The organism is Methylacidimicrobium sp. AP8 (assembly GCF_903064525.1).
GTDB lineage: Bacteria > Verrucomicrobiota > Verrucomicrobiia > Methylacidiphilales > Methylacidiphilaceae > Methylacidimicrobium.
Genome location: NZ_LR797830.1, coordinates 1,421,613 through 1,435,050 on the forward strand (window position 1 = coordinate 1,421,613; position 13,438 = coordinate 1,435,050).

The 13,438-nt window shown below is 64.6% G+C and carries 7 protein-coding genes, 1 tRNA gene and 2 pseudogenes; 5 read left to right on the forward strand and 5 right to left on the reverse strand.

All coding sequences use genetic code 11. The features are described 5' to 3' along the window. Window positions 1-358 precede the first annotated feature (358 nt). Window positions 359-1,326, forward strand: a pseudogene (locus MTHMO_RS06620) (IS481 family transposase). 225 nt (window positions 1,327-1,551) lie between these two features. On the opposite strand, the pseudogene MTHMO_RS06625 reads toward MTHMO_RS06620, so the two are convergent. Together MTHMO_RS06625 and MTHMO_RS06630 are read right to left on the reverse strand one after the other, a co-directional pair. Beyond that, window positions 1,552-2,702, reverse strand: a pseudogene (locus MTHMO_RS06625) (IS3 family transposase); the annotation flags it as partial. Between the two features lie 84 nt (window positions 2,703-2,786). Beyond that, window positions 2,787-3,752 carry an IS481 family transposase gene (locus tag MTHMO_RS06630; protein WP_202213921.1) on the reverse strand — a complete coding sequence of 322 codons (966 nt, stop codon included), beginning with the start codon at window positions 3,750-3,752 and terminating at the stop codon, window positions 2,787-2,789. Window positions 3,753-4,415: 663 nt separating this feature from the next. On the opposite strand from MTHMO_RS06630, the gene MTHMO_RS06635 reads away from it, so the two are divergent. Together MTHMO_RS06635 and MTHMO_RS06640 are read left to right on the forward strand one after the other, a co-directional pair. Beyond that, window positions 4,416-5,000, forward strand: a complete 585-nt coding sequence (locus MTHMO_RS06635) for an RNA polymerase sigma factor (RefSeq protein ID WP_202214080.1) — start codon at window positions 4,416-4,418, stop codon at window positions 4,998-5,000. After that, a complete protein-coding gene (locus tag MTHMO_RS06640; protein WP_202214081.1) occupies window positions 4,997-7,285 on the forward strand; it encodes a VWA domain-containing protein in 2,289 nt (762 codons plus the stop codon). Before MTHMO_RS06635 ends, MTHMO_RS06640 begins: the two co-directional genes overlap by 4 nt. Before the next feature lie 180 nt (window positions 7,286-7,465). Here MTHMO_RS06640 and MTHMO_RS06645 read toward each other — a convergent pair. Beyond that, window positions 7,466-7,550, reverse strand: a tRNA-Ser gene (locus MTHMO_RS06645). Window positions 7,551-8,052: 502 nt separating this feature from the next. On the opposite strand from MTHMO_RS06645, the gene MTHMO_RS06650 reads away from it, so the two are divergent. Continuing rightward, entirely contained in the window at window positions 8,053-8,775 is a 723-nt protein-coding gene (locus tag MTHMO_RS06650; RefSeq protein ID WP_237394811.1) for a hydrogenase expression/formation protein, read from the forward strand. A gap of 24 nt (window positions 8,776-8,799) precedes the next feature. Here MTHMO_RS06650 and MTHMO_RS06655 read toward each other — a convergent pair whose 3' ends face one another. Further along, window positions 8,800-9,930 carry a DUF763 domain-containing protein gene (locus MTHMO_RS06655; RefSeq protein ID WP_202214082.1) on the reverse strand — a complete coding sequence of 377 codons (1,131 nt, stop codon included), beginning with the start codon at window positions 9,928-9,930 and terminating at the stop codon, window positions 8,800-8,802. 166 nt (window positions 9,931-10,096) lie between these two features. On the opposite strand from MTHMO_RS06655, the gene MTHMO_RS06660 reads away from it, so the two are divergent. Then, window positions 10,097-11,692 carry a DEAD/DEAH box helicase gene (locus MTHMO_RS06660; RefSeq protein WP_202214083.1) on the forward strand — a complete coding sequence of 532 codons (1,596 nt, stop codon included), beginning with the start codon at window positions 10,097-10,099 and terminating at the stop codon, window positions 11,690-11,692. Between the two features lie 11 nt (window positions 11,693-11,703). Here the strand turns inward: MTHMO_RS06660 and pgm are convergent, their stop codons facing one another. Next, window positions 11,704-13,347 carry a phosphoglucomutase (alpha-D-glucose-1,6-bisphosphate-dependent) gene (gene pgm / locus MTHMO_RS06665; RefSeq protein ID WP_202214084.1) on the reverse strand — a complete coding sequence of 548 codons (1,644 nt, stop codon included), beginning with the start codon at window positions 13,345-13,347 and terminating at the stop codon, window positions 11,704-11,706. Window positions 13,348-13,438 lie beyond the last annotated feature (91 nt).

Consider the following 13,438-nt stretch of genomic DNA (forward strand, 5'->3'; position numbering starts at 1 on the left):
GAGCGGCGCATACGTCGCGATCGAAGTTCGACGGCAGCAGCTCTGCCTGGACGGAGAAGGTGGCGCACAATCGGAGGAGGAGCCGGGTGTTAAAAAACGCGCCATCAACCAAGGCGCTGCCGGTGCGGCCCGGGACCATGTCTTCGAGCATAAGTTGCCGTATTCCGTGGCGGAATGAAGGCGCTCCCAGCACGGCCGACCGATGGAAGCGGTTTATAGATTGATTTTTGATCACCTCTTCCCTCCCTATTAGGTGTTGGGGTTCGCATGATTACCTTCTAGAAAATCGCCGTCCGTTGCTGATCGGGCGTGCGGTGCTTCGGGAGGTTGTGGCAAGCTGGAAAGCCGAGGTAAAGATATGAGAGTCACCCTGCACAAAAATGCGACGACTACGCCGGCGATCCGCACGGCGATTCTGGCGGGCGAAGGGCAGCGATTACGAGTTGGCGAGGCAGTTTCGCGTGACTCGGGAGACGATTCGTCGGTGGCGGAAGCGGGATTTTGTCGAGGATGCCAGCCACACCCCGCATCATCTTCCGACGACACTCAATCCGGGACAGGAAGAGCTGGTGATCTACTTGCGCACGCAGCTCCGGCTGCCGCTGGACGATCTGCTGGCCGTCATCCGCGAATTTATCGAACCCTCCATGACCCGCTCGGCCTTGGGCCGGCTCCTGCGGCGCCGAGGCCACTCCCGGCTGCCTCAACCGGAAAAACCGGCCAATCCCACTCAACCCTTTAAAGTTTACCTGCCGGGCTACTTTCATGTGGACCTCAAATACCTGCCCCAGATGGCCGACGAGACGTCTCGCCGTTATGTCTTCGTCGCCAAGGACCCGAGCCACCCGTTGGGTCTTCTTGGCGGTCAAGCGTGCAAAGACCCCAGCGGCCGCCCGCAGCTTTCTCCAGGCGCTGGCCAAGGCGGCACCCGTGAAAATCCGAACCATCCTCACCGATAACGGCAAGGAGTTCACCGATCGCGTCTTCGGCCAAGCAGCCAAGGATGCTACCGGAGCCCATGAGTTCGACGCGCTCTGCCAAGCATTGGGAATCGAGCACCGCCTGACCAAGCCAAAGTCGCCTCGCATCAATGGCATGGTGGAGCGCTTCACCGGAAGACTGGCGCAGATCCTCCGTACTCATCACTTCCAAAGCTCCCTCGACCTGAAAACCACGCTCCACCGCTACGCCTGGCTCTACAACGAACACCACCCTCAAAAATCGCTCAATCACCAAACCCCACTTCAGGCCCTAAAAACATGGCAACAATCCCATCCGCATCTCTTCCAAAAAGCAGTACGCAATCATGCGGGACCTGACAATTAGGAATCGAAAGGGCTTGGAAGCAATGGGCCGCTGCCAGCCCCCCCCGGTTCTCTTTTGGGGTTTCTTCCATTACCCTTCAGTGGACCCCGATGGCAAGACAGATTTCCTCTGAATTTAAGCTGCATCTATTCCTTCAGTCGCAGCGGAACAGCGCTGCCCTGTTGTTGCGCGGGGAGAATCTCCTGCGCAGCGTAGCGGAGCAGGGCGTTCTCCCCGCGTTCCGCCGAAATGATCCGGGATGCTGGCCCCTCCTCCATTGCCATCCGCATAAACGGCGTTCGGTGTTCGGTAGCCCAGCGACTGGTGCGGACGCTCGCCGTTGTAGAAGGCAAAATACTCCTCCAGCCCGAGCGTCAACTCGGCCACCGTGCCGTACCCCTTCAGATACACATCCTCATGCTTGAGGCTGCGCCAGAGCCGTTCGACAAAAATATTGTCCAACGCTCGACCCCGTCCATCCATGCTAATCGCAATGCCTGCGCCCTTGAGCATGCCCGTGAACGTAGCGCTGGTGAACTGGGAGCCCTGATCGCTATTGAAGATCTCCGGCTTCCCGTACAGAGCCAGCGCATCCTCCAGGCAGTCGACGCAGAACGAGCTGTCCAGGCTGTTGCTGATCCGCCAGCCCAGTACCCGCCGCGAGTACCAGTCGATGATCGCCACCAGATAAACAAAACCTCGCAGGAGTTGAATGTACGTAATGTCGGAGCTCCAAACCTGATCGGGTCGGCTGACCTCCACGCCGCGCAGCAGGTAGGGATAAACAGCCTGCTCGGGATGTCCCACGCTCGTCGAAGGCCCCGGCGCCATCCCAGCCAACCCCATATGGCGCATCAACCGCTGCACCCGCTTGCGGTTTGCGACATATCCCAGTCGCCCCAGAAAAACCACCATCCGCCGGCTGCCGTAAAACGGCCGCCGCGTGTATTCCTCATCCATCAGCCGGCACAGCAGCAAATCCTCCTCGCTTTGCTCGCCAGACGCCCCCCGCCCGTAGAACGTAGCCCGCGCCACCCCTGCCAGTTCGCATTGCCGCACCACCGCCAGTTCCGCCTCTCGCTCTATCCAGCCTATCCGTGCCTCGCTGCTCATAGTCCGGACTTTTTTTTAAGCCAGTCCAGCTCCATCTTCAGCCGACCAATCTCCCCATACAGCCGATCTTCATCCGCATGCGCAGCCGGCTTCGGCCCTCGCTTCCCTTCAAAAATCGTCGCCGCCCGCTCCAGGAGCTCTTTCTTCCAATGCCCGACCACGACTGGATGCACCCCGTACTGCTGCCCAATCTCGTTGAGCGTCTTCAACCCCCGGATCGCTTCCATTCCCACCTTCGCCTTGAACTCCGCGCTATGTGCCTTGCGCTTCCTGCCTTCGCTCATGCCATCACCCTCCCAAGATGGCAGCTTAAATCCCTGTCTCAAAATCGGGGTCCACTATAATCAAGCCCCTGATGCAGCCGTTCTCTATTTGTCAGGTCCCGCATGATTGCGTACTGCTTTTTGGAAGAGATGCGGATGGGATTGTTGCCATGTTTTTAGGGCCTGAAGTGGGGTTTGGTGATTGAGCGATTTTTGAGGGTGGTGTTCGTTGTAGAGCCAGGCGTAGCGGTGGAGCGTGGTTTTCAGGTCGAGGGAGCTTTGGAAGTGATGAGTACGGAGGATCTGCGCCAGTCTTCCGTTGAAGCGCTCCACCATGCCATTGGTGCGAGGCGACTTTGGCTTGGTCAGGCGGTGCTCGATTCCCAATGCTTGGCAGAGCGCGTCGAACTCATGGGCTCCGGTAGCATCCTTGGCTGCTTGGCCGAAGACGCGATCGGTGAACTCCTTGCCGTTATCGGTGAGGATGGTTCGGATTTTCACGGGTGCCGCCTTGGCCAGCGCCTGGAGAAAGCTGCGGGCGGCCGCTGGGGTCTTTGCACGCTTGACCGCCAAGAAGACCCAACGGGTGGCTCGATCGATGGCGACGAAGACATAACGGCGAGACGTCTCGTCGGCCATCTGGGGCAGGTATTTGAGGTCCACATGAAAGTAGCCCGGCAGGTAAACTTTAAAGGGTTGAGTGGGATTGGCCGGTTTTTCCGGTTGAGGCAGCCGGGAGTGGCCTCGGCGCCGCAGGAGCCGGCCCAAGGCCGAGCGGGTCATGGAGGGTTCGATAAATTCGCGGATGACGGCCAGCAGATCGTCCAGCGGCAGCCGGAGCTGCGTGCGCAAGTAGATCACCAGCTCTTCCTGTCCCGGATTGAGTGTCGTCGGAAGATGATGCGGGGTGTGGCTGGCATCCTCGACAAAATCCCGCTTGCGCCACCGACGAATCGTCTCCCGAGTCACGCGAAACTGCCTCGCCAACTCGTAATCGCTGCCCTTCGCCCGTTGAATCGCCGTGCGGATCGCCGGCGTAGTCGTCGCATTTTTGTGCAGGGTGATTCTCATATCTTTACCTCGGCTTTCCAGCTTGCCACAACCTCCCGAAGCACCGCACGCCCGATCAGCAACGGACGGCGATTTTCTAGAAGGTAATCATGCGAACCCCAACATCTATTGTTGTATTGTAGAACCGGAGGCAGGCGTCGAGCGGCGCTACTCGGAACGCGAAGCCGCCACGCAGCCGCACATGCGTTTTCTATCGATGGCCCAACCGGATGCGGCCGCCCGATCGCTAGCCGACGCAGTAAACACGGAAAGAGGCTTTCCCCGAATCCCGGCAGGCTCAATCGCGGCTTCGGATAGACCACCATTCCGCCGGCGGTTCTCCACCTCCACCAGCCGCCCGATCCGCTCGAAGCGCGCCCGCTCCCACGACGCGACGGCTCGGCTCTCGCCTTCCGGCCGCCAGCCGAAAAATCCGGGCAAATCGTTTCCCCGGGAGGCTTTGGTCCACTACGCCACGCGATGGCGGATCGCGTCAATCTCGATCGGCGATCGACCGCATCTCCCGCCGGGCCGGAAGGCTGCCCGGCCGGCGCAAACCGGAGGCGGGCGCGGAGACCGCCCTCCGGCCCCCGGTTCTCTCCCGAGCGGCGCAGGACCGCGCGCTCTACTTCCTCTTTAGTTCTAAGAAAAAGAGCCGACGCGCGTTTGTCCTATCAAGGGATTATGAATCCGGACACGACGGATGCGATCCTCTTTCAGGAGCTCTTTTCCACATGGGAGAGCAAGCTCCTTCTCTACACGAAATCCCTCGTCGACGATACGGAGTCCGCCCGCGACATCGTCCAAGAGAGCTTCCTCAAATTAGCAAAAGCCCTGCGCCAGCGGGAGCACCCGCCGGCGGGCGACGCCGACGGCGAGGGAGGAGAACATCGGCGACGCTGGACCGCCTGGCTGTTCACGGTCGCGCGCAACGGGGCTTTGGATCATCTGCGGAAACGCAAGCCGCTGATCCGGGAAGAGGCGTTGATGAGCCTACCATCGGTCGGGCCGACGCCCCGAAGAGCGCTCGAGCGGGCGGAGCTGGTCGACCGGGTGCTCCAGTGCCAGAAGCGGCTGACGCGGTCGCAACGGGAGGCGATCCGGCTGCGGTTTCAGGACGAGCTCTCCTACAAAGAGATCGCTCAAGTCATGAATATTTCGGTCACCAACGTCGGCTTTCTGCTCCATGTGGGGCTCAAGCGGCTGCGGGAGCTGCTGAAGGAGGAGCTTCAGGCGGTTCCCTTCGGCAACGACGGAGGAAATCTATGAACGCGGACGATCCGAGAATCACGGCCTTTCTTTTAGGAGAAAGGGAAATCTTCACGCCGGAAGAGATCGAGGCGTTGGAAGGCATCCTTGCCGGCGATCCCGAAGAGAAGGAAATCCGCAAAGCGGTTCGGCTGCTTCGCGAAGGGTTCTCCCGAGAGGAGATCCTCCTGCGGGAGGAGCAGGAACGCAGGCAAGAAACCGCGCGGAGCCGCTTCCGTTTGGATCAGGGCAAAAGGCTGCGGTTCGGCCGATGGATTCCCTCGCTCCCGTGGCGCCTGCCGGGCCCGTTTCCTATACCCGCGCTGGCGGGTCTTTTCTTCTGCGTGCTTGTCGCCGGCCTCCTCCTCGGCCTTCTCGGCTCCTTCCCTCCCTCGCTTTCCCAACGAAGGGAGGATCCGGCGCATACACCGCACGTGCCGGCCGCGGCGGCGGAAACGGAGAGGAGTCCGAGCGGCTCGGTTTCTTCCCCGTCCCGGGCGACGGCGGCAATCACCGGTCCGCCGGCGCCGGCTGTCCGGGCGCGGTCCGGGATAGCCGCGGCTTCCGCGACCTCGCCCCCGCAGGCGGCGGACTCCGGGAGGGGCCGGAACCGGCGGGCGCGGCAGCCGGACGAAGGGAAAGTCGCCGAGGCAGAAGGGTTCGCCGGCGCGACCACCGAAGGAGCAATGACATCGTCCATGGTGCCTTTTGTTGCGGGCGTTCTAGGAAGCGCCAGGGCCTTGCCTGGGCATCTCGGTGCGGGTCAAGCTCCCGTTCCCCGCGCGCGTCCCGGCGTGCTTGCGGCCGGGCAGGAGTCCGACCATGGGGAGGGGGTGAATCGGAATGCCTTCGACGCGATTGCGGAGAACCGGTTCCTGCAGGTCTACGACCACCCGCTGTCGACCTTCAGCGCCGATGTCGACACGGCCAGCTACTCGATCGTCCGGCGCTATCTGCTCGACCGGAAGCATTGGCCGCCGAAAGGAGCGGTTCGGATCGAGGAGCTGATCAACTATTTTCCTTATGATTATCCCGGCCCCAAAGGAGACGAGCCTTTCTCGGTCAACGTCGAGTCCGCCTCCTGCCCCTGGGCCCCGGATCACCGGCTCGTCCGGATCGGGATCAAGGCCAGGGAGCTACCTCGGGAATCGGTTCCGCCCAGCAACCTCGTTTTCCTGATCGACGTCTCCGGCTCGATGGCCATGCCCAACAAGCTTCCCCTTCTGCGGCAAAGCCTCGACTACCTGGTCGATCAGCTCGGGGAGAAGGACCGGGTAGGGATCGTGGTCTACGCGGGGGCCGCCGGCTGCGTCCTCCTGCCCACCGGCGACAAGGAGAAGATCCGGCGAGCGCTCGGCACCCTGGAAGCGGGGGGCTCGACCAACGGGGCTTCGGGCATCGAGATGGCCTACGATCTGGCGGAACGGAGCTTTCTTCCGGAAGGAAACAACCGGGTGATCCTGGCGACCGACGGAGATTGGAACGTCGGCATCACCAGCCAGAGCGAGCTGCTCGATCTGATCGCCAAGAAGGCGAAAAAGCGGATTTATCTTACCGTCCTCGGCTTCGGCATGGACAACCTGAACGACTCGATGCTGGTCAAGCTCGCCGACCGGGGCAACGGCAACTACGCCTACATCGACACCCTGGAGGAGGCGCGCAAGGTTTTCGGAGCGGACCTGCACAAGACTCTCTACACCGTGGCCGAGGACGTGAAATTCCAGGTGGAGTTCAACCCCAGGAAGGTCTCGGCCCACCGCCTGATCGGCTACGAGAAGCGGCGATTGGCCGAGGAGGAGTTCAACGACGACACCAAAGACGCGGGCGAGATCGGCGCGGGCCATACCGTGACCGCCCTCTACGAGATCATTCCCGCGGACGGCAAGGCGCCGTCCCGTTCGGAGGTCGATCCGCTCCGGTATCAGCCCAATCCGCCGGAAAAGGGAGGGGCGGGCGGAGCGGCCGTCGATCCGGCCGTTTCGAACGAGCTGCTCACGGTCAAGATCCGGTACAAGCAGCCCGGCGAAAAGAAGAGCCGGCGGCTGGAATTCCCGTTCACGGATCGCGGACAGTCGTGGGAGGCGAGCTCCGAAGAGTTCCGCTTCGCCGCCGCCGTCGTCGCCTTCGGGCAGATGCTGACCAAGTCGCGCTGGAAAGGCCGGAGCAGCTGGCCGCTGGTGCGGAGGCTCGCGCTCGAGGGCCGGGGCAAGGATCCTTACGGCTACCGGAGCGCGTTCCTCGCTCTGGTGGAAGCCGCCAGCGCCCTGCCGGCGGATGCGCAGGAGGAAGAGGAAATGGAGGACTGAGAATGGCCGGCGGCGGACCTTTCTCCTGGATGAGAACAGGAAGAGGGACGAAGCGACCCGACACCGGCTCCGGCTTTCGGCTCTCATCCGCTCCCCGTGCACGCGCGCCCGTGCTTCTCGGGCGGACCTCCCGGAACGCTCCTTCTGCCTCCGCTCGCGACGGGAAAGGCAGGAAGCCGGCGGACAGGGTGGGATTCGAACCCACGAGCCCTTGCAGGCTAGCGGTTTTCAAGACCGCCGCATTCAACCCCTCTGCCACCTGTCCCCCTCGGGTCCGCGGCGCCGGCGCCGGGAAATTCCGCCGGGAGAGCGGACAGCAAACGAGGGTACGTTTCCCGCGGCGGAACGACAACCGGGATTTCGCGCCGGCTGTCCGCGGCCGGCTCTTCCTTGCCCGGTAGGAAAATGGTCCACGTCCGGGGAAATGCCGCAGTTGCTCCTGGGGTTACCCCGGCGACTTCCGGCTTGCGGCGAGCGAGCCTTTTCTTAAGAATAGCCGAGTCAGCCGTTGGTAATGAACAGTTACTTGCCGCGCGCCGGCCTTCGGACCGGCGCGGAAAAGGTAACGGCTCGCGCGAAGCGGCCGGCCGGCGCCTCTACCCGAAATTCCGGAGGGAGCCGGAATTCTGTCTTGCTCGTGGAGTCCTCCCGTCATGCCTCCTGCAAAAAAACCCTCGACCCCGCCGGCGGACGGCGGCGATAAGCTTCCCCCGCGGCGGCAAAATGCCGGGACGGCAAAGCAAAAGGCCTTGCCTCGGCAACCCGCGATGCCCTCCCCGGATTCGGTTTCGCAAATCGAAAAGGTGTTGTTGGCCCTTGAGCAGGCGCTGCTGAGCCAGCGCCTATGGGAGCGGCCCGCGCAGATCCCGCTCGCGAGCCTCGCTCGCCGGGAGCAGGAGTTGCTGCGGGGAATCCTGGGAGAGGGCGCGACCGTGGTGGAGGCGCCGGGAACCGACGCCCGGACGGCCGTGGCCACGAGCTTCAGCGGGGTGTGGCTCACGGGGAAGCAGAGCGGAGCCGAAGGTCTCTCCTATACAATCGACGTGGGCCTCCTTCCAGCATTCGTGGGCGAAAAGACGGCCGCCCTTCCCGCCTTGGCCCTCCCGCCCTCCTCCCTCGCGTCCGAATCCGTCGCCGCTTGGGCCGTTCTCCGGGAGCTGGTCGAAAAGGCGCGCGCCTGGGAACAGGAGCTCCGCCCCTGCGAGATCAACCTGCTGCTCCACCCGCTCTCGCCGGCCGACTACGAGCAGCTCTCCGGCTTCCTCGGCCGGGGGCCCGTGATCGGCTGGATGGAGGGATGGTGCCGGTGGTGGCTCTTCGCCACGCAGTGGCGCAATGTCTGGCGGATCGAGGTGCGCTCTTCCGCAGGAAGATGCGAAGCTTCTCTTTTGGAGATCGGGCGTTGCCCCGCCGTGTTGACCTTTCCCCAGTCGGCTTTCCTCGTGAGCGCACGGCGGGTGCGGCGGCTCCTCGAGCTTTACGGGGAGTAAGCTGCGGCGCGATCCGCCGATCCGTCAGCCGCCGAGGCGGGCGAGCCGCCGCAACGCTTCAGTCTTTTCGGTATGGCCGAGGCGCGCCTTGCGGACCGCGTCGGTGACAACGGCGATATCCTGGTCGTAGAGGCGCCGGTCGACCGGAAAGGGGTGCCCGTCCTTGCCGCCATGCGCGTAGGCATAGTCCGCCCAGCGGGGCGAGCGGGCCGGATCGCGGCGGGAAACCGGAGTCCCGTAGATGAGCTCGGCCGTCAGCGCCAGGCTCCGAATCGCCTTGGGGCCGATCTGCGGGGTCCCGAGCAGCGTTTCGAAGTCTTGCGGCCCCGCCTGGTGGGCTGCGGAGAGGATTCGGCCGAGCCTCGGCAGGTCGACATCGACGGGAAGAAGGGCGTGGCGGGCCGGCGCAAAGAGGGTAGGACCTTCGATCGCCGCCCGCAGGGTCTCGAGGAGCCGCGCGGGATCGTCCCGGACGAGGGCTGCGCTCGCCTCCCGATTGGGTCCCGCCTCGGCGGCGATCATGTTGAGAAGGACTTCCGGCACCGGACAGGAGGCATCCCGGGACGCGCCGGAGAGGTCGCGGATCGCGGCATGCGGCTCGCAGACGAAGTCGGCGACCGATTCGCCGATCCAGTGGTAGCGGCGGGCTCTGCCGCACTCTGCGTTCATCCCTTGCTGGACCACGCACCAAGCCCCCGCGGGGGTGAAGAAGAAGCTGTGATGGTAGAGCGTGTAGCCGTCCTGGAGCGCGGCGGAATCGACCTTGGCGCTCATCCGCGAGGCGTAGACGAGCCGCTCCCCTTGGGCGATGCCGAGGCGATCGGCAGCGCGGGCGATCTCCTCCGGCGCCTTCCGGCCGCTTCCGCCCTTCCCTCCGGCGGCCACGATGCCCAGCTCGCTCCCATAGATCCGGTACGCCTCCTTGAGCGCGCCGCAGGTCACCGTCGTCACGCCGGAGGAGTGCCAGTCGAAGCCGAGCAGGCAGCCGAAGGCCTGGAACCACCAGGGGTCGGCGAGGCGGCGGAGCATCTCGTCCGCACCATGCTCGTCGACGATCGCCATCACGACCGCTCCGGCTAGGCGCACCATCCGCTCGAAGAGGGCGGCGGGCGCCTTTCCGTCGTGCAGCGGCAGCTCGGCGCAAGCCCGTTTCATCGCGATCGATCCGAAGGCCCGTCCGATCCGCGTCCGGCGGGTCGGCGCGGGCGATCGTGGTCCCCTCCCTATTTATTCCCTTGAGCAAAGAAGGAAAAGGCCCGAACGTTCTCCGTGCCGATTTTGCTCTCCCTTCCGCGGCCTTCCAGCCGCGGCTGACCCTTCGATGCGTAATCTCTACGGAAAACGGATCGACCTCTATCCGTGGCAAGCCGAGGCGCTGGCGCGCGTGGGCGACAAGAGCGCCCTGGTCGCCGCCCCGACCGGGAGCGGAAAGACCGTGGTAGCCTATCGCTGGGCGAAGCTCTGGGAGGAGCGGAGCCGCCGGGTGATCTTCACCGCTCCGATCAAAGCCCTCTCCAACGAACGGTATCTGGAGCTGCGGGCTCTGTTCGGCGACGAGGTCGGCATTCTCACCGGTGACGTGAAGCGGAATCCGGAGGCGCCGATTCTCTGCATGACCCAGGAGGTCTACGCCAACCGCTTCTGCGGCCTGCCGCGGCAGCGCGTGATCATCGACGAGATCCACTACATGGTCCACAATCCCGACCGGGCGCGGGCCTATGCCGAGGGGATCGCCGGCACGCATCCGGAAAGCGATCTTCTTTTCCTATCGGCGACGGTCGATGCCCGCCGCTTCCTCGGCTACCTTTCGCAGCTGGCGGCGCGGCCGCTCGAGCTGGTCGAGCAGAGCCGCCGGCCGGTTCCGATCCACTATCTGGACCGGGAGCCTTCCGCACGGCGGCTCTGGGAAGAGCTGGCACCGGTGCTTGTCTTCGCTTTCTCCTATAAAGCGGTGATGGGGCTGGCGGGGGAACTCTACTCGGCCGCCCACGGGCGGATGCGGGCGCCGCAGCGGGAGCGGGTCCGGGAGCTGGCGAAGCGCTACCGGGTCGACCGGCCCGATCTTCTCCGGATGGCGACCGGCGGAGTAGCCATCTACCACGGCACCCTCCTCTACAAGGAGAAGCTCTTCGTCGAGCGGCTGGCCCGGGAAAACCTGCTCCTGGCCGTCGCGGCGACCGATGCGCTCTCCCTGGGCATCAACCTCCCGGTGCGGACGGTCCTCTTCGCCCAGCTGGCGCGCTACGTAACCGGCCCGATCGCCAAGATGGAGTTTCTGCAGATGGCCGGGCGCGCCGGACGCCCCAACCTCCAGGAAGCCGGCTATGTCGGTTACCTGGAAACGCCGTTCGAGGCGCGCGGCTACGACACCGAGCGGCTCTACCGCTCGCTGCGGAAAAAACCGCTCGAGCCGTTGCGCGTCCGCCCTCTCCCCTCGATCAAGCGGATCCTCAACCGGACGCCGATCGAGGAAGAGCTCGGGCAGGTGGCCGCCCTCTCCTTTCCGGGCCTCCATCCGCAGGAGCTCCTTGCCTTTCGCCGGATGGTCGAGATCGCAATGGAGGAGATCGAGCGGAGCTGCCGGCTTCTGCAAAGACGGGCGCGAGCGGGCGGGCGGCTGCTCGAGGTCCTGCGGCGGATCTATTTCGACGAGTTCACCGTCGCCGAGAACCTCGGCTTGGCCAAGACGCTCGTCCTGGAGGGGAAGATCGACGCCCGCCGGGAGATCCGGCGGATTCGGGAATCGGTCCGAAGCGAGGGGGAGGCCTTGAAGGCGCTCCTCCAGTTCCGCCGCTTCCTCCACTCCCTCGATCCCCAAGAAGTGGAGGGAGCCGAGGCGGTGGAGCAGGCGATCGTCAGCCTCGATGAGTTCGTGCTGCACCCGGAGGCTCTCGAAGCTTCGCGGCCCCCGGCGTAGGCTCCCCGCGCCTACTGGCCGAAAAGCTTGGCGAGCATCGCTTGCGCCTCCTCCTGGATCCGGCGGAGGTGCAGCGCGTTCCGGAAGCTCTCCGCGTAAAGCTTGTAGACCTCCTCGGTTCCGGACGGACGGGCCGCAAACCAGCCGTTTTCCGCGACGACCTTGATTCCACCGATCTCGCCTCCGGAGGGGGCGCGGACGAGGATGGCCGTCACGGGATCCCCGGCGAGGGTCGGCATCGCGACCTCCTCGGGGGTCAGCGCCAGCAGCTTCTTTTTCTGCTCGTGCGTGGCCGGCGCATCGATTCGCTCGTAGAAGGAAGGTCCGAGCCTGCCGGTGATCTCCTGGTAGAGCACCCCTGGATCCTTGCCGGTCCGCGCGGTGATCTCCGCCGCCAAAAGCCCCAGGACCATCCCGTCCTTGTCCGTCGTCCACGGGGTGCCGTCCTTCCGCAAGAGCGTCGCCCCCGCGCTCTCCTCGCCGGCGAATCCGAGCTTGCGCGAGAGAAGCCCTTCGACGAACCACTTGAAGCCGACCGGGACCTCGAAGAGCGGCCGCTTGGCGGCTTGGGCCACCCGGTCGAGAATGCCGGAGCTGACCACGGTCTTCCCCAAGGCGGCATCGGGGCTCCATCCGGGACGTGCGCCTCCGAAGAGGTAGGAGGCCGCCACGGCCAGGAAATGGTTCGGATTGAGGAGGCCGCAGCTCGGAGCGACGATCCCGTGGCGGTCGTGGTCGGTATCGCACCCGAAGGCGACGTCGAACTGCCGGGCTCGCCCGATCAGTCCGGCCATCGCATAAGGCGAGGAGCAGTCCATGCGGATCCGGCCGTCCCAATCGACGGTGAGAAAGCGAAAGGTGGCGTCGACCGCCTCGTTCAGGACGGTGGCGTTCCAGCCGTAGCGCTCGGCGATCGGCTTCCAGTAGTGGACGCCCGCCCCCCCGAGAGGGTCGATGCCGATCCGGATCGAGGAGGAGCGGAGGAGATCGCAATCGACCACCGAGGGGAGGTCGCCGGCGTACCGGTCGAGATAGTCGTGGCGCCGGACGCAGGAGGCGCGGAGGGCCCGCTCGTAGGGCATCCGGCGTATGGCCGAGCCGTTTCCGCGCAGGAGGGAGTTGGCCCGCTCCTCGATCACCCGCGTGACCGAAGTGTCGGCCGGGCCGCCGTGGGGCGGATTGTATTTGAAGCCGCCGTCGGTCGGAGGATTGTGGGAAGGGGTAATCACGATCCCGTCGGCCCGTCCGGACCCGCCGTCTCGGTTGTGGGTCAGGATCGCGTGGGAGATCACCGGAGTCGGCGTATAGCCAAGATCGGGATCGATGCGGACCTCGACCTCGTTGGCCGCCAGGACTTCCAAGGCGGTGGCGAAGGCGGGCTCGGAAAGCGCATGGGTGTCCTTCCCCAGGAAGAGCGGGCCGGAAATCCCCTGCTCCCGGCGGTAGTCGCAAATCGCCTGGCTGATTGCCAGAATGTGCGCCTGGTTGAAGGAGCCGCGGAGGCTCGAGCCGCGATGGCCCGAGGTGCCGAACTCGACCCGCTGGTCTTCGTTCTCCGGGTCGGGAACAATCTCGTAGTAGGCGGAGGTGAGCTTCGCCAAGTCGGTGAGAAGGGATTGAGGCGGCGGCTTGCCGGCCAGGGGGCTGACCTCCATGAGGATTCTCCTTTTTTTCTTGGGGCCGGCAGGGGACGCCGGCCGCCGCGGCGCGGCTTACTTTCCTTTCTCTCTATCCGCCGGCCTTCCT